This is a genomic window from Streptomyces sp. R41 (assembly GCF_041053055.1).
Classification (GTDB): domain Bacteria; phylum Actinomycetota; class Actinomycetes; order Streptomycetales; family Streptomycetaceae; genus Streptomyces.
This window is the reverse complement of the sequence record NZ_CP163443.1, coordinates 5,208,923-5,225,567: the sequence shown is the minus strand read 5'-3', so window position 1 is coordinate 5,225,567 and position 16,645 is coordinate 5,208,923. Positions and strand designations below refer to the sequence as shown.

At 69.4% G+C, this 16,645-nt stretch carries 14 protein-coding genes and 1 tRNA gene; 13 read left to right on the top strand and 2 right to left on the bottom strand.

Features of this window, described 5'->3' with window-relative positions; translation table 11 throughout:
* Positions 1 to 205 precede the first annotated feature (205 nt).
* The 3 genes from AB5J53_RS23945 (at position 206) to AB5J53_RS23935 (ending at position 3,244) form a co-directional block, all read left to right on the top strand.
* On the top strand, positions 206 to 1,705 hold the full coding sequence (locus AB5J53_RS23945; protein WP_369247706.1) for a trypsin-like peptidase domain-containing protein: 1,500 nt from the start codon (positions 206 to 208) through the stop codon (positions 1,703 to 1,705).
* A 396-nt stretch (positions 1,706 to 2,101) separates the two neighbouring features.
* On the top strand, positions 2,102 to 2,983 hold the full coding sequence (locus AB5J53_RS23940; RefSeq protein WP_369247705.1) for a GNAT family N-acetyltransferase: 882 nt from the start codon (positions 2,102 to 2,104) through the stop codon (positions 2,981 to 2,983).
* Between the two features lie 176 nt (positions 2,984 to 3,159).
* Positions 3,160 to 3,244: transfer RNA gene (locus AB5J53_RS23935), tRNA-Ser, on the top strand.
* 299 nt (positions 3,245 to 3,543) lie between these two features.
* Here AB5J53_RS23935 and AB5J53_RS23930 read toward each other — a convergent pair.
* Positions 3,544 to 4,101, bottom strand: a complete 558-nt coding sequence (locus AB5J53_RS23930; RefSeq protein WP_369252422.1) for a GNAT family N-acetyltransferase — start codon at positions 4,099 to 4,101, stop codon at positions 3,544 to 3,546.
* A 574-nt stretch (positions 4,102 to 4,675) separates the two neighbouring features.
* On the opposite strand from AB5J53_RS23930, the gene AB5J53_RS23925 reads away from it, so the two are divergent.
* From AB5J53_RS23925 to AB5J53_RS23915, 3 genes are all read left to right on the top strand, one after another.
* On the top strand, positions 4,676 to 6,454 hold the full coding sequence (locus AB5J53_RS23925; protein ID WP_369247704.1) for a trypsin-like serine protease: 1,779 nt from the start codon (positions 4,676 to 4,678) through the stop codon (positions 6,452 to 6,454).
* Between the two features lie 257 nt (positions 6,455 to 6,711).
* On the top strand, positions 6,712 to 7,419 hold the full coding sequence (locus AB5J53_RS23920) for a hypothetical protein (RefSeq protein ID WP_369247703.1): 708 nt from the start codon (positions 6,712 to 6,714) through the stop codon (positions 7,417 to 7,419).
* A 198-nt stretch (positions 7,420 to 7,617) separates the two neighbouring features.
* A complete protein-coding gene (locus AB5J53_RS23915; protein ID WP_369247702.1) occupies positions 7,618 to 9,042 on the top strand; it encodes an FG-GAP and VCBS repeat-containing protein in 1,425 nt (474 codons plus the stop codon).
* A gap of 85 nt (positions 9,043 to 9,127) precedes the next feature.
* Here the strand turns inward: AB5J53_RS23915 and AB5J53_RS23910 are convergent, their stop codons facing one another.
* Positions 9,128 to 10,006: a bifunctional DNA primase/polymerase gene (locus AB5J53_RS23910; RefSeq protein ID WP_369247701.1), complete on the bottom strand. Its 879-nt coding sequence runs from the start codon at positions 10,004 to 10,006 to the stop codon at positions 9,128 to 9,130.
* Between the two features lie 382 nt (positions 10,007 to 10,388).
* Here AB5J53_RS23910 and AB5J53_RS23905 point away from each other — a divergent pair, with 382 nt between their 5' ends.
* From AB5J53_RS23905 to AB5J53_RS23875, 7 genes are all read left to right on the top strand, one after another.
* Complete coding sequence (locus AB5J53_RS23905; protein WP_369247700.1) at positions 10,389 to 10,694, top strand: hypothetical protein; 306 nt, start codon at positions 10,389 to 10,391, stop codon at positions 10,692 to 10,694.
* Positions 10,695 to 10,931: 237 nt separating this feature from the next.
* Positions 10,932 to 12,098 (top strand): acyl-CoA dehydrogenase family protein, encoded by a 1,167-nt coding sequence (locus AB5J53_RS23900; protein ID WP_369247699.1) that lies wholly within the window; start codon positions 10,932 to 10,934, stop codon positions 12,096 to 12,098.
* Complete coding sequence (locus AB5J53_RS23895) at positions 12,095 to 13,009, top strand: bifunctional MaoC family dehydratase N-terminal/OB-fold nucleic acid binding domain-containing protein (RefSeq protein WP_369247698.1); 915 nt, start codon at positions 12,095 to 12,097, stop codon at positions 13,007 to 13,009. Before AB5J53_RS23900 ends, AB5J53_RS23895 begins: the two co-directional genes overlap by 4 nt.
* Before the next feature lies 1 nt (position 13,010).
* Positions 13,011 to 14,132 carry an acyl-CoA dehydrogenase family protein gene (locus AB5J53_RS23890; protein ID WP_369247697.1) on the top strand — a complete coding sequence of 374 codons (1,122 nt, stop codon included), beginning with the start codon at positions 13,011 to 13,013 and terminating at the stop codon, positions 14,130 to 14,132.
* Positions 14,129 to 14,524, top strand: coding sequence for a MaoC family dehydratase (locus tag AB5J53_RS23885; protein WP_369247696.1), 396 nt, complete (start codon positions 14,129 to 14,131; stop codon positions 14,522 to 14,524). The genes AB5J53_RS23890 and AB5J53_RS23885 overlap by 4 nt, the downstream gene beginning before the upstream one ends.
* Positions 14,521 to 15,687, top strand: coding sequence for a lipid-transfer protein (locus AB5J53_RS23880; RefSeq protein WP_369247695.1), 1,167 nt, complete (start codon positions 14,521 to 14,523; stop codon positions 15,685 to 15,687). Before AB5J53_RS23885 ends, AB5J53_RS23880 begins: the two co-directional genes overlap by 4 nt.
* Positions 15,688 to 16,050: 363 nt before the next feature.
* Complete coding sequence (locus tag AB5J53_RS23875; RefSeq protein ID WP_369247694.1) at positions 16,051 to 16,605, top strand: SigE family RNA polymerase sigma factor; 555 nt, start codon at positions 16,051 to 16,053, stop codon at positions 16,603 to 16,605.
* The last annotated feature ends 40 nt before the right edge of the window (positions 16,606 to 16,645 follow it).

The following is a 16,645-nucleotide window of genomic DNA, read 5'->3' as shown; positions in this document are numbered from 1 at the left end:
ATTCATCTGTTGCGCCGGATAGGTCCGTTATAAAGGATGGCCCCGGACCCACAGCCACCGCTTATGGTGCTCTGACGTCCGGTGGGAAAAGCTGACGGCGTACAAAAGCACATGCACAGCTGAATCGCGCCGGACCGTCGACAAGCGTGAATGAGCGTGACCGAGTGCGACCGAGAACAACAGCCGTGGATCGAGGAGAAGAGCTGTGAGCACCGAGAACGAGGGCACTGCAGTACCCCCGGCCCCGTCCGCACCTCCTGTGCCGGTGGAAACTCCCGCTGCTTCCGCGCAGAACGTTGCGCCCGAGGGGGGCGCACCGACCGCCCCGATCCCGGCGGTGCCTCCGAGCGCCCCCGGCGCCCCGGAGCAGGCACCGGCGCTCGCGGAGCAGCCGGCGTACGCGTCCGTCGGAGCAGGACAGGGCGCCGATCCGCACGGACAGGGCACCGGAGCCCCCGGCTCCGCCGCCGAGGCGGGCTGGCCGCCTCCGCCGCCCGCCGTTCCGTCGTACGCGGACGGTGGCGGCTCGGGGGCCGGCGGCTGGGGTTCCTCCTACCAGCAGCCCGCGCCGAAGCCGAAGAACGGTCGCGGGGGCCTGGTCGCCGCGATCCTGGTGGCCGCGCTGGTCGCGGGCGGCGTCGGCGGCGGCATCGGCTACTCGCTGGCCAGGAACAACGACAACAACTCCACCGACTCGACGACGGTTTCCGCCCCGAGCAACAGCGGCGATGTGAAGCGCGCCTCGGGCACGGTCGCGAACGTGGCCGCCAAGGCGCTGCCGAGCACCGTCACCATCGAGGCCGAGAGCACCAGCGGCGAGGGCGGCACCGGCACCGGCTTCGTGTTCGACACTCAGGGCCACATCCTCACCAACAACCACGTCGTGGCGGACGCGGTCGACGGCGGCAAGCTCACCGCGACCTTCCCCAACGGCAAGAAGTACAACGCCGAGGTGGTCGGCCACGCGCAGGGTTACGACGTCGCGGTCATCAAGCTCAAGAACGCCCCGTCGGACCTGAAGCCGCTCGCCCTCGGCGACTCCGACAAGGTGGCCGTCGGCGACTCCACCATCGCGATCGGCGCGCCCTTCGGTCTCTCCAACACGGTGACCACCGGCATCATCAGCGCCAAGGACCGCCCGGTGGCCTCCAGCGACGGCAGCGCCAGCAGCAAGGCCTCGTACATGAGCGCCCTGCAGACCGACGCCTCGATCAACCCGGGCAACTCCGGTGGCCCTCTTCTTGACGCGCAGGGCGCGGTCATCGGCATTAACTCGGCGATTCAGTCGTCGAGCGGCGGCGGCCTCGGCGGCACCAGCCAGTCCGGCTCCATCGGCCTCGGCTTCGCGATCCCGATCAACCAGGCCAAGCACGTCGCCCAGCAGCTGATCAAGACGGGCGAGCCGGTCTACCCGGTGATCGGCGCGTCGGTCTCTCTCGAAGAGGGCACCGGCGGCGCGAAGATCACCGAGCAGGGCGCGAGCGGCTCCGACGCGGTCACCCCGAACGGGCCCGCCGACAAGGCCGGCCTCAAGCCCGGCGACGTCATCACCAAGCTCGACGACCACGTGATCGACAGTGGCCCGACCCTGATCGGCGAGATCTGGACCCACCAGCCCGGCGACACCGTCAAGCTCACCTACACGCGCGACGGCAAGACCCACACCGTTGACGTCACCCTGGGAGAGCGCAAGGGCGACAGCTGACCGGTTGGTCCTGTCCCCGCGCCGCCGGCGGTCGTGGGCGGCGCGGGCGGGTTGCCCGAGCGGCCAAGGGAACGGTCTTGAAAACGTGAGGACGTGAAGGCGTCTCCGTGGGCTCGAATCCCACCACGTCCGCAGGTCACAGACGTGCTGGTCAGAAGGGGTGCCGCTCCATGAGCGGCACCCCTTCTGCATGGAGCCCGTCTCACCTTGATCCGGATCTGTCGCGTTGTGGATCCCTGCGTGTGGACCGGGCGTGGACCAGGATTCGGCGAAATGGACCCGCATACTTGCTGGTCAGCGATCCTCTGTCGCCTGGATATGGACGAGTGTCCTACGCCGCAGGTCCGTTGAAGAAGAACCATGGGCGCACGCCTGCAGCATGGGAAAACATGAAGCATGCGACCGGATGACTGGCACCTCACCGAAGACGTCGACGACTTCCTGGCCCGAGCCGGAGACTTCCTGCGCTCGCGGCCCGGCCTGCACGTCATGCCGCTGACGTGGGCCGCGAGACTGCGGGCACGTGGGGCGGACGCGTTCGGCACCGAAGCTCCCGTCTTCGGCGTGCTGGAGCGAGCGGGTGAGGTCCACGCCACCTTCTACCGCCTCCCACCCCGTGCTCTGGGCCTCACCCCGCTCACGCCTGGGCAGGCCGACACCCTCGCTGCCCACCTGGCCGCCGTCGGGCACTCCCTTCCCTCCGTCAGCGCTGACCACAGCACCGCCACCGCTTTCGCCGAGGCCTGGCAGCGGCACACCGGCGCGACGCCGAGACTCCGCGACACGCGGCTCCGTCTGTACCGCCTCGGCACGCTCACCCCACCGGAGCCGCTGCCGGCGGGCCGGGGCCGCATCCTGGGCGAGCAGGACCTCGATCAAGTCATGTTCTGGTGCGGCGAGTTCGCCAAGGCCGTCGGGGAAGTCGTCTCCATGGACGCCGACTCGTGGGCCGACACACGCTTCGCCGACAAGCGCTATACGCTCTGGGAGACCCCGGACGGCACTCCCGTCTCCATCGCGGGCATGAACCCGATGGTCGGCGGCCAGGTCCAGGTGGACATCGTCTACACCCCGGCCCACCTGCGCGGTCGCGGCTACGCGGGCGCCGTGACGGCGGAGGTGAGCCGGGCCGCGCTGGCCGCGGGCGCGAGGGAGGTCGTGCTGTTCGCGGACCTGTCCAACCCCACCAGCAACGCCCTCTACCAGCGCCTCGGCTATCGCACGCTCACCGACTGGGCCGCGTACGACTTCTCGTGTGCCGCACCGGAAGTCAGTTAAGAACTCTGCAGGTAATAACTTCCGCGCGCCGGCTCGGAGTGGCGATGGGGTGCTGAGCGGGGCGAAGGCGTCGGCGAGCGAAAGCAGAGCCAGTGGACCCCGTGTGGACCACGGCCCCCGCGAAACATTCGGTGCCGGTACGCTGTACCCGCCCCGCCCCAGGTGAGCGGGGCGAAGGTGGGTTGCCCGAGCGGCCTAAGGGAACGGTCTTGAAAACCGTCGTGGCGCGAGTCACCGTGGGTTCAAATCCCACACCCACCGCAGATGAACGGCCCCTGACCAGGTAGATCGGTCGGGGGTCGTTCTCGTCCGTGCTGTCCGTCAACCACCGTGGTTCCCCGTCAGTTCCCGGTAGATCGGGCACGGCAGGGGCACGGGGACCTTCTGATCCGTAGCTCTACAGAGATCCTGATCCGTAGCTCTACAGAGATCGGTCGACAGGGGCCATCGGGGTCGCTGTGAGGTCTCTCAGAGCGACTGACGGTCATGGTCGGTTGCTGTGGTTGCTGTATTTCGCTGCTGTACGCCGCCAGCCTTGCAGTGCCCGACGGGGCCAGCGATCAGAGCTCGTTCAGAGGGTGCAGCCGGGCGAACTCGTCTGCGAGCATCCCCAGAATCACAAGATCGTGGTGTCGGCCGGCGAGGTACACGTGATCGCGGAGGCGGCCCTCTTCAACGAAACCGAGCCCCCGGTGGAGAGCCAGTGATGCCTCGTTGTGTGCGAAGACCCTCGCTTCGCACTTGTGATAGCGCCGCTCGGTGAACATGAAGCGAAGCAGCAGCACCACGGCTTCGGCTGCGTAGCCCTTCCGCCGGTGATCAGCACCGATCGTGATGCCGTATTCGAACCAGCCCGCATGTGGGTCAGCGCGGTGAGAGCCGACAGAGCCGACCAGTTCTCCTGTGTCGGTGGCTTCGATTCCCAACTGGAAGCGGTCGCCGTCGGACTTGGCGGCCGCCTGCTCCTTCGCCCAGGCGCGGTAGCTCTCGGCGGAACGGGGTGGGTGCAGCAGGTCCCCCAACCGCTCCTCATCAGCGGCGAAGCGCATGAACGCGGTCCAGTCGTCGGGCTCGACACCACGCAGGCGTATCCGCTTGCTCTTCCAGAACGAAGTCATCCGCCATTGGATCAAGACGAGTCATCCGGCGTCCACGCCGAACTCGCGCTCTGTTCCCCGCACGACCTGGCACGGATCTGGGACGTCCGTCGTCGGCGCCAACCGTGGCCACAAGGCCGTTGTCAGTGGCGGGAGGTGGCCGTTCGTGCAGAGCCCGTAGCCCTGCTCCCAGCGCACGGACAGCCGTACCGGAATCCACCTTCCACCGGGCGCCGACGGCGCTGTCGCCACCCCTGCCGGAGGGGAACGGGCAGGGCGGTCCACGGCGACGCAGACTTCGGCGACTTTGCGAATTCATGTGCGGTTGTTCCGCGTTCGTTTCCTGGCTGGTCCCGGGGTTAATTCCTGATCGGTCGTACGATCGGGCGGCCGCCGGGCGGGGAACAGACTTTCGGGAACGTGTTGGTACCGAACCAGTTGGCGGTATCCGCGAGCCGCCGTCGGCCGGCGGCTCTCTCCCGTCCGCGTGCGAGAAAACCCCTTTCACCGACGGGAGACCTGAGTGTTCTCTGCCCACAGGGCCAACGGGGGCGTAAGACGCAGGCGACGGGCGCGGAGAGTCGTTCCCGCCGCCGTGGCGCTTGCCGCCGCCCTCGCCGGCGCCCTCACCTTGGCGTCCGCCCACGCTTCCCCCGCTTCCGCTGCCGCTCCCGCGCCGACGAGGGCGGCGGTCCCCTCACAGGCCCAGCTGACGGCCCGTGTGAAGGGCGCACTGCGGACCGACCAGGCCTCGCAGACGCGGTCCAAGCCGTCCGCGACCACCGCGACGCCGACCACCGCGACGCCGACCGCCACGTCCTCCGCCTCCGCGACGTCCACCGTCGACCCGAAGATCATCGGTGGTACGGAGACCACGATCGCCAAGGCTCCGTGGATGGCGCAGCTCTGGTACTACGACGACAAGGGCACCAGCGATACCTCGGACGACACCGGCTTCTTCTGCGGCGGCTCGGTCGTATCGCCGACGAAGATCCTCACCGCCGCGCACTGCGTCAAGGGCTACGACTGGTACGCCAACGGCACCATCGTCACCGGCACCGACCAGCTGCCGACCGACAACAGCGACGGTTCGGTCGACCTGCACGGAGGCACCGTCTCCAGCGTATGGCGGCAGTGGAACCACCCCTCGTTCAACACGACCACGGTCGACAACGACATCGCGGTCCTGACGCTGCCGAACCCGGTCAGCGCCAAGCCCATCAACATCACCACGTCGAACGACACCTCCTCCTACACGGCGGGCACCAACGCCACCCTGTACGGCTGGGGCCGCACCAGCTCCACCAGCGGCGACATCGCGCAGACGCTGCGCACCGCGACCCTGCCCATGGCAGCTGACGCCACCTGCTCCAGCACCTACACCACCAACTTCGTCGCCGGCCACATGGTCTGCGCAGGCACCCCGGCCACCGGCTCGGACAGCGGCACCGTCGCTGCCTGCAACGGTGACTCGGGCGGCCCGCTGATCGTCGGCGGCAAGATCGTCGGCGTGGTCTCCTGGGGTGTCGAGGACTGCGTGGCCTCCGGCTCGTACAGCGTCTTCACGAAGGTCAGCACGTACGTCGGCGCGACCTACCCGCGCCTCGACGACACCAACCTGAGCGGCGACGCCATGGCCGACCCGTTCGTGCGCCGCGCGTCCGACAACACCGGCTTCGAGTACGACTCCAAGGGCACGTCCTTCGCCACGCGGATCTCCTGGGGCTCCTACAGCGACAAGAACGTCGTCCTGCAGACCGACCTCAACCGGGACGGCTACCAGGACCAGATCATCCGCCGCGCCTCCACCGGCGCCGTCTACTGGCGGCACTACATACCGGCGAGCGACAGCTGGACCACCACCCTGGTCTTCGGCAACTGGTCCACCCGTACGAAGATCGTCGCACCGGGCGATGTCACCGGCGACGCGCTGCCCGACCTGCTGTCGGTGACGGCGAGCGGAATCCTCTACATCTACCCGGGCCTTGGCAATGGCACCTTCGGCTCGCCGGTCGCGGTCGGGAGCGGCTGGAACCAGTACAACCAGCTGCTCGGCCACGGCGACTTCACCGGCGACGGCAAGGCCGACCTGATCGCCCGCAGCAGCAGCAACTCCTACGTCTACCTCTACCCGGGCACCGGCAAGTCCGGTTCAGGGGCGTTCGGCGCCCGGATCCAGGTCCGTACGTGGAGCCAGTTCAACGCGTTCGACACCGTCGGCGACATCACCGGGGACGGCAGGGCCGACCTTGTCGCCCGCACCTCGGCCGGCACGCTCTATCTGTACCCGGGCACGGGCAAGGCCACGTCCGACATCTTCAGCACCCCTGTGACGATCGGCACCGGCTGGCAGCAGTACAACCTCTTCGGCTGACGGCGGACCGTTGCTGAGCGGCCCCCGGCGTGTCCTCGGGACACGCCGGGGGCCGCGTTCACACGGGCCGGTCACTGAACCCCTTAGAACCGGTCACTGAACCCCTTAGAAGAGGAGCACCGCTTCAGGAGTTCGATCCACGACGCCGGACGGGGGCGCACACCTGGGGGTTGCTGTACTTCGATGCTGTATCGCACCCCTTGGAGCCGCTGTATTCGGATCGCCTCCGGTGTACCGAGCAAGGGATGATCTGGCCCATGACAAAGGTGGCAGGCTCGGGCGCCGACGACGACCAGGGGTGGGCTGATCGTTTGGCGTGGGCTTACGGCTTGGTAGCAGCGGAACCTGTCGAACGATCTGCTGCGCTTGTCCGCCTGGCCAGCGCTCGCGTCGAGGTTCGGAGTGCTCGTGCTCGGTTCAACGAGGCCTGGCACCTGACCTCAGCTTTGGGGCACGAGGCACAGTACCGGGAGCCGGTGTTCGTAGCCGCTCGAGGGGCTTACGACGAAGCCGCGAGTCATTGTCTGCCGGAAGCGCTGTGGAATACGCCGATCTCTGGGGGCATCAGCAGGTGGCCGGGGCTGCCCTTCGCGCTGCTGTTCCTGGAGTGGGAGGCCCGATATCCGCAGGAGTGGACACAACACGCCAAAGCGTGGGGTACGAAGCAGAGGCTCATACGGGAGCTGGCCGCCGGCGACCCTGGGGAAGTGGGCAGAGCCAAACTCGTTGATCTTGTCGATCTCGTTGTCCAGCGTGCTTACCGGTGCAAGGACCGTGAGTATGTGCGTGTGGCACGGGCCGTAGACGGAGACGACCTGCGCGGCAGACTCGACACGGCTCACCGCTCGGACAACCCGTGGGCACGGCTTCACGCAAGTTACGTGCTTTGGCTGCTCGACCGTCCTCAGATACCCAACACCGGATACGTCTGGCGCGCATGGCTTGCCGACTCCCGCAGCCGATGATTCACCTGCACCACCGCTCTGACCAGCAAGACCGGTCAGGGGCCTCGCCGTTTCCGCGCCTGTGACCGAGGGCCGGCCGGGGTAGGGGCGATTCGTCGGGGGTCGCATCCATCCCTTCTGTCACTGCTGACCCGTATCCTCCAGGAGCACGATCTTCACGCGGTCCCAGGGGCCGCCTGTGAACCTGGGGGGGTTCTCATGCGTGAGAGAGCGCTGATCACGGCTGCCGTCTGCGCGGCCACCCTGCTTGGCGTCGTCGGCCCGGCCGCGGTCGCCGCGCCGCAGGCCGTGACGGGCAGGGCCGCCGACTTCAACGGCGACGGGTACGCGGACCTCGCCATCGGGGCGCACACCGCGACGGTGGGCGACGTCAAGCGGGCCGGCGTCGTGAGCATCGCCTACGGCTCCGCGACGGGTCTGAAGTACGACACCGCCTCGGTCGTCAGCAAGGCCACGGACGGCGTTCCCGGTGACCCCGTGGAGGACGACAGATGGCGGGAAGCCAGTAGCTTCGGCGACCTGGACGGGGACGAGTACGACGATCTGGTGCTCCACTGGATCGAGAAGAACACCATTCTCTGGGGCAGCGCGAACGGCATCACGGGCGCGGGCACCACCCTGCCCACCGGCAATTACACCGCCACCGACCCGAAGCTGCTCGGCGGCGGGGCCGGTGTGGGGGACGTCAACGGCGACGGGATCGACGACTTCGTGAGCCGCGGCAACAACGGCCGCTCCTACGGGGTTTCCGTTCTGCTCGGCCCGCTCGACCGGTCCACGGGCAAGCCGGCCGGGGTGTGGCACCGTGACACCCCGGGTCTGGACGGCGTCTCGACCTCCACGCTCTACGTGGGCGACATGACGGGGGACGGGACCCCCGACGTCGTGGTGAGCGGCTACCGCGTGCTGGGCAACGGCGCGACAGACGGCGTGGTCCTCAAGGGCTCCGCCGCCGGCTTCGTCAAGGGCAGCGCATACCCGGGCCCGTACGAGTACAGCGACAACAACCACCCCGCCGCCTTCGGCGACCTGAACAAGGACGGTTACCAGGACCTGGTCACCGGCGGGCCGAAGGCGAGCAAGATCTACGTGACCTACGGCGGCCCGAACGGCGTCAGCGACACGGTGGGATCCCGTTCGTACACCCAGGCGAGCGCCGGAGTTCCGGGCACGGACGAGGCGGGCGACAAGTTCGGTTCGGCGGTGGCGATCGGCGACACCGATCAGGACGGATACCCCGATGTGGTCATCGGTGCCGCGTACGAGACCGGTTCCGACGCGGCGACCACCGCGCAGTCGGGTGCGATCACCGTGCTGCGGGGCAGTGCCTCCGGGGTCACCACGAGCGGTGCCATGTCGTTCACTCAGAACGCCAAGGGCATACCCAGCACCTCTGAGAACGAGGACCACTTCGGTGCCGCGACGGCCGTGATCGACACCGATGGGAACGGCGCCCCCGAGGTTTACGTGGGCGGCAACGGCGAGGACGGCTACAAGGGCCGCGTCTGGAAACTGGCGACCGGCGCGTCGGGTGTCACAGGTACCGGTGCCACCAGCTTCCACCTGGGCACCCTCGGCGGCCCCGCCGGCGGCGGCAACTTCGGCTACCGCTTCGCAGGCTGACCCACTGGCTGAATCACCGGCCGGCCCATGGCACCGGCCGGGGCCGACACGGCACTGAGCCGCGCCGGCCCCGGCCGGTGGTCGGTCATGCGCGGTGCCGGGGCGATGGGGTCGTCATCCGGGCCGCCGAGGCGATCGTCGAGCGTGCCTCGCGTTCGGTGAGGCCCGTCTGGACGGCGGCTTCGACAAGGGGGTCGGTCAGTTGAGGGCCGATGCCGTTCTCGTAGGCGCGGCAGGCGGCCCAGAAGAGGCGGGTGTTGCGCTGACCCTCGTGGGCGGCGAGCACGAACTGGACCAGCCCCTGGCCCTGTTGGCCGGTCGCGGGGGGCGTGGGGTGGTGCGAACGGGGCGGGGGCATGAGCAGGCGCAGCAGTTCGCGAGGGCAGCGTGCCGGTGCCAGATGCGCGGTGCCGGGAGCCGTGGCGTACACGCCGTGCTCGGTGCGTGAGCCGGGGCCGACGAGGTAGCCGCCGGCGCCGCGGATGTCGATGCCGGGGGCCAGGCGGCCCGCCGAGTTGGGCACGACCACGTCCGGCGGTCCGCTCAGCCAGAGGTGGCGGCCGCCGCTGGGGGTCATGACGACGACCGTGGCCGGGATCGTGAAGAGGTGGCGGAGCGCGAGTTCGCGGAGGGCCGCCGAGGAGTCCGTACCGGATTTGGTGTCGAGGTCGATGCCGATGAGGTGGTGCGGATGCAGTCCGCAGGCGATGCCGTAGCCGGTGGCCCAGGGGGCGGCGGTGAAGAGTTCGCGGATGCGCCGGGGGTCGGTCGAGGCGTCGTACACACCGTGTCCGAAGCGGCCGCATTCGCCGTGGCAGGGGGAGGGATCGGGGTCGTCGCGGTGGGGGGAGCGCAGAGCCGGGAGCTTCGTTCGGGACAGCGGGATCACCGCCAGTCCGCGCTCGGCTGCGGACAGGGCGTGGGCCAGGGCCAGGGTCGTGGCCTGCCGGTCGATGGTGGCCATGCATCTATGTTCGTACGAGTGTTCGAAAAAAGGAAGGGCCCACCGGACATGCGAGGGTGCGGGGTGGGCGGCGGGTGAGATTGGCCGAAAATGTGCCGGAACGCTTCAGCCCTTGCGGCGCCTGGGTTGAGTCGCCCGCCGGGGACTGACCAGGGGGTTTGTGGGGGCGAAGTGGGCGTGAAGGGGGTTTATCGACATGTCCTCACGCTTGAGGGCGAATCACGGCTTCCGGGGTGGTTCGCCGGGGATTCGGTGGGCAACTCTGGACTCGCGACGTCGTGAACAACTCCGAGGCGGTCGGCCAACTGCCTTGGAACAAGCCGTATTTCACGTACATCCCGGTTCACCGCCGGTGCGTACAACCGGTTATGGAGGAATTCACATGGCAAGCATCCGTACCGCCCGCGTTCTCGCCGCCGTCGCAGCCCTGCCCCTCGCGGCTACCCTCTTCACGGGTGTCGCGGCAGCGGACAACGGCGCCTTCGCGGACGACGGATCGAACGCGGGCGTGGCGACCAGCCGCGGCAGCGGGGTCGGACACGACAACTACGGCAACTCCTCCACCACTCAGCAGCAGGCGGTCGGCTCCGGTGCCTCGAACCAGAGCAACACGGCTCAGGTGAACGGCTCCGCCTTCACGGCCATCGACCAGTCGAACACCGTCGTCAACTTCACCAACCTCTGGTGAGCCGGGGGCCGATGCGCTCACATCGGCCCGGAAACTCCCGTGCGGGGTTGTGCTCTGTGGGGTGGTAACGCGTCTGCGCGGCGGTACTTCGGTGCCGCCGCGCAGACGTGTTCGCGAGACGGGCTCACGTGCTTGCGGGCAGGTGGCGCGGGGTGGCTCCGACGACCTTGACAGTCGAAGGTATCTGACGGACAGTCAGAAACCCTTGTTCGTACGAGGTCCGGGAGGGCCGCCGCCGTGCACCTCGCCCCCACCGAGCGCCAGCAGCGGCTGCGCGCCGAGCTCCGCAGGTACTTCCGGGACCTGATGCCCGACGGCCCGCCGCCAACCGGCGACCACGGAACTCAGCGCGCCCTGCTGCACCGCATCGGCGCCGACGGGCTGCTCGGGCTCGGCTGGCCGGTCGCGTACGGGGGCCAAGGGCGCGGCGCGGACGAGCAGTTCGTGTTCTTCGACGAGGCGTACCGGGCCGGCGCACCGGTGTCCATGGTCACGCTGAACACCGTCGGGCCGACGCTCATGAAGTACGGGAGCCAGGAGCAGAAGGACTTCTTCCTGCCGCGCATCCTGAGCGGGGACCTCGTCTTCGCCATCGGGTACTCGGAGCCCTCCGCGGGGACGGACCTCGCCTCCCTGCGGACGCGCGCCGTGCGGGAGGGTGGCGGCGATTGGCTCATCGACGGGCAGAAGGTCTTCACCTCCAACGCCCAGAACGCCGACTGGATCTGGCTCGCCTGCCGCACCGACCCGGACGCGCCCAAGCACCAGGGCATCTCGATCCTCCTCGTGCCCACGGACGCACCGGGCTTCTCATGGACGCCGATCGAGACGGTGGGCGGGCTGACGACCACGGCCACGTACTACGACGGGATCCGCGTCCCGGCCGCGAACCTCGTCGGCGAGGAGAACGGCGGCTGGGGTCTCATCACCAACCAGCTCAACCATGAACGGGTCGCGCTCGCTGCGATCGGGATGCAGGCCGAGGACTTCTACGCGGCCGCGCTGGAGGCGGTGCGTACACCTGATCCAGTGACGGGTCGGCGCCGGATTGACGAGCCGTGGGTGCGGTTCCGGCTGGCCGAAGCGCATGCCCGGCTGGCGGCATCACGCCTGCTCAACTGGCGTTTGGTGGGGGATGTGGGGGCCGGTCGGCCGGCACCCGGCGACGCGAGCGGCGTGAAAGTCGTGGGAACCGAATCCGCGGTCGCGGTGTACCGAATGTGTCAGGAAATTGTGGGAGCGGACGCACTGGTCCGCTCCGGTTCGCCGGGGGTGTTCGGGGACGGCGAGCTGGAGCGGATGAACAGGGCGGCGCAGATCAACACGTTCGGGGGCGGGGTGAGCGAGGTGCAGCGGGAGATCGTGGCGACGATGCGGCTCGGGATGAAAAGGGGGCGGCGGTGAGCGACGAATTGGACGAACTGGCAGTGCGGTTGAAGGCGTACGAGGGGCAGCCCGCCGCCGTCGCGGGCGTGGGCAAGGACCCGGTCAACGAGCCGATGATCCGGCACTGGTGCGAGGCGATGGCCGACACGAATCCGGCGTACGCGGGGCCCGATGCCATAGCGCCGCCCACCATGCTCCAGGTGTGGACCATGGGCGGTCTCTCCGGCCACGCGGGCCGCTCCGACGCGTACGACGAGCTGCTGGGGCTGCTCGACGACGCCGGGTACATCTCGGTGGTCGCCACCGACTGCGAGCAGGAGTACGTACGCCCCCTGCGCCCCGGCGACGAGATCACCTTCGACGCTGTGATCGAGTCGGTCTCCGAGCGCAAGACGACCAAGCTGGGGACGGGGCACTTCGTCACGACGCGGATGAATGTGCGCTCGGGAGGGGAACTCGCCGGGACGCACCGGTTCCGGATCCTCAAGTACGCGCCGGCACGCGGGAAGCCGAAGGCCAGGCGACCCAGGCCGGTCATCAACCGGGACAACGCCGGGTTCTGGGAGGGCGTAGGGCGGCACAAGCTGCTCATCCAGCGCTGCGGCGCGTGCGGGACCCTGCGGTTTCCCTGGCTGCCGGGGTGCGGCGCGTGCGGCTGCCTGGAGTGGGACACGGTCGAGGCGAGCGGCGAGGGGGCGGTCTACTCGTACGTCGTCATGCACCACCCGCCCTTCCCGGCCTTCGACCCTCCCTATGCGGTCGGGCTGATCGAGCTGGCGGAGGGCGTGCGGATCGTGAGCAACGTGGTCGGGGTGCCGTACGACAAGGTGCGGATCGGGATGCCCGTACGACTCCAATTCGAGCGTTACGACGAGGAGTTGGTGCTTCCGGTCTTCCGGGCCGGTGAGATCGATGGCGGGGGGAGCTGACATGGACTTCACGCCGACCGAGGAGCAGGCGGCCGCCCGTGATCTGGCCGCGCGGATCTTCGGCGACCTCTCCACGCACGAGCGGCTCGCGGCGGCCGGGACCGGCAGCGACGCCGAGCTGTGGAAGGAGCTCTGCGCGGCCGGGCTCGTGGCGGCCGTGGCGGACATAGGACTCCTCGGCCTGGTGCTCGTCCTGGAGGAGCAGGGGCGCACCACGGCCCAGGTGCCGTTCGCGGCGAGCTGTGTGTACGGGCTGCTGGCGGTGGCGGCGCACGGTTCACGAGAACAGCGGGAGCGGCTGTTGCCGGGGATCGGGGACGGCACGGTGGTGGTGAGCGGGGCCATCTCCGAGCCGGGGGCCGTGCGGGAGGAAGCGGCGGGGCGGCTGAGCGGTGTGGTCCCCGTGGTGCCCTGGCTGCGCGACGCCACCCATGTGCTCGTCGCGGACGACCGACGCCGGCTCTGGCTTCTGCGGACAGCCGAGGCGGGGTGCGATCCGGTGGAGCTGACGGCGCCCTGGTCGGCGGGACGGCTGACGCTCGACGGGACGCCGGGCGAGCGGCTGGGTGCGGGGGCTGGGCAGGAAGAGGCTTCTGCGGGCGCGTCGGCTGGGCGGGGGGAGGCTTTCGCGGGCACGTCAGCCGGGAGGGAGGAGGCCTCCGTGGATGCGTACGACGACGTGCTCGCTCTCGCGCGTACCGCCTTCGCGGGGCTGCAGGCCGGGGTGTGCGCGGGGTCGCTGGCGCGGGCCGTGGAGCACACCAACGCACGGGAGCAGTTCGGGCGTCCGCTCGCCGCCAAGCAGGGGGTTCAACTCCGGGCAGCCGACGCGTACATGGACACCGAGGCGATACGGGTGACGACATACGAGGCGGCGTGGCGTCGCGACGAGGGGCTGGCGTACGCGACGCACGCCCTGACCGCCGCCTGGTGGGCGTCTGAAGGGGGACAGCGGGTCGTGCACACGGGCCAGCATCTGCACGGCGGGACGGGGGCCGACCTGGAGCACCCCGTGCACCGGCACTTTCTGTGGGGGCGGCAGCTGGACGCGTATCTGGGGTGCGGGAGCGAAGTGCTGCAGGAATTAGGGGAGTTGATCGTGAGCGGGGAGGTGGAGACATGAGAGTCGGCGACGCACTGCCGCCGCTGGAGATCGAGGTCACGCGCACGCTGATCGTGGCCGGGGCGATCGCGTCACGGGACTATCAGGACGTGCACCACGACGCGGAGCTGGCGCGGCAGAAGGGTTCACCCGACATCTTCATGAACATCCTGACCACCAACGGCCTGGTCGGGAGGTACATCACGGACTGCCTCGGACCCGGCGCGGTGCTGCGCAAGGTGGCCATACGGCTCGGCGCGCCCAACTACCCTGGCGACACGATGGTGTTGACCGGCTCGGTCGAGGAGATCGCGGGCGACACGGCGACGGTGCGGGTGGTCGGGGCGAACGGCATCGGCAGACATGTGACCGGGACGGTGACGGTCACCCTGCCGCCCGGAGGTGCCCGATGAGCGTACGGACGAGGGACCGCCTCGGCGGAAGGGCGGCGGTCGTCGGGATCGGGGCCACCGAGTTCTCCAAGGCCTCGGGGCGCAGTGAGCTGCGGCTGGCGGTGGAGGCGGTGCGGGCCGCGCTCGACGACGCCGGGCTGACGCCGGGGGACGTGGACGGGATGGTCACGTTCACGATGGACACCAGCCCGGAGATCACGGTCGCCCAGGCCGCCGGCATGGGGGAGCTGTCCTTCTTCTCGCGGATCCACTACGGGGGCGGGGCTGCGTGCGCGACCGTCCAGCAGGCGGCACTCGCGGTGGCGACCGGGGTGGCCGAGGTGGTGGTCTGCTATCGGGCGTTCAACGAGAGGTCGGGCAGGAGATTCGGTTCGGGCGTGCAGCAGCGGGAGCCGTCGGCGGAAGGGGCGGCGCTGGGCTGGTCCCTGCCGTTCGGGCTGCTCACGCCCGCGTCCTGGGTGGCGATGGCGGCCCAGCGGTATCTGCACACCTACGGACTGACGCCCGAGGCGTTCGGCCATGTCGCCGTGGTCGACCGGAAGTACGCGGCGACGAACCCTGCGGCGTACTTCCACGGCAGACCGATCACCCTCGCCGAGCACGCGGCCTCGCGGTGGATCGTCGAGCCGCTGCGGTTGCTGGATTGCTGCCAGGAGACCGACGGCGGCCAGGCACTGGTGGTCACCTCGGTGGAGCGGGCCCGCGATCTGCCGCGTCCCCCCGCGGTGATCACGGCCGCCGCCCAGGGCGCGGGCCGGGCGCAGGAGCAGATGACCAGCTTCTACCGGGACGATCTGACGGGGCTTCCGGAGATGGGCGTGGTGGCCCGGCAGCTGTGGCGGACGGCCGGGCTGACCCCGGCGGAGATCGACGTGGGGATCCTGTACGACCACTTCACGCCGTTCGTGCTGATGCAGCTGGAGGAGTTCGGGTTCTGCAAGCCCGGGGAGGCCGCGGACTTCGTCGCCGAGGAGCGGCTGCCGCTCAACACGCACGGAGGGCAACTGGGGGAGGCGTATCTGCACGGGATGAACGGGATCGCGGAGGCGGTACGGCAGCTGCGGGGCACGTCCGTGAACCAGATACAGGGGGCCGGCCGCGTCCTCGTCACCGCGGGCACCGGGGTTCCTACCTCGGGGTTGATTCTCGGGACGGACGGGTGAGGGTGTCCGAGTGGGTCCGGGGTACAGCTCAGTGCCCCGAGGTCCGGTGTACCGCCCTCGGGGTCCCGCCCACTTGCCCCAAGGCCCCCTGTACCTCCTGTACCTCTCCGAGGAGGTCCCGTGTACCTCCCCGAGGTCCCGTGTGTGCCGCCCCCGAGGTCTCGTCCACTGTCCCCAGGTCCCGTCTACTGTCCCCGCGTACTACCCCGGTAGTCGTCCCTCAGGGATGAACCCTCAGGGTGCAGGCGCTGCTCGTCCACCCTCAGGAGGTGGGGGCAACCCCCCTCCTACAACCTGAGGGGGACATCGCTTCGGGACCTGCGGCCGATCCGCGAGAGTAGGGGGCGAACCTAGCGTGGAGCCATGACCACACCCGTCTGCACCAGCGCTTCGAACGTCGCGACGCGGACCCTTCCGTACGCGCCGTACTCATCGTTCGCGTCGTATGTGAAGGCCCGCCAACCGGTGCTGCTGCGTACCGCCCGGTCGCTCACCGCGAACCCGAGCGACGCCGAGGACCTGCTGCAGACCGCGCTGACGAAGACGTATGTCGCATGGGACCGGATCGAGGACCACCGGGCGCTGGACGGCTACGTACGCCGGGCGCTGCTGAACACGCGTACGTCGCAGTGGCGCAAGCGCAAGGTCGACGAGTTCGCGTGCGACGAGCTGCCGGAGCCGGAGGGGCTGCCCGCCTCGGACCCCGCCGAGCAGCAGGCGCTGCACGACGCGATGTGGCGAGCGATCACGAAGTTGCCGGCGCGGCAGCGGGCGATGGTCGTCCTGCGGTATTACGAGGACCTGAGCGAGGCTCAGACGGCGGAGGTGCTCGGGGTCTCCATCGGGACGGTCAAGTCGGCGGTGTCGCGTGCGCTGAGCAAGCTGCGTGAGGATCCTGAGCTGAGCCCTGTGAGGTAGGTCGCACCGCCTCTCGCCCGGCTCACGCCCTGCTTCCCAC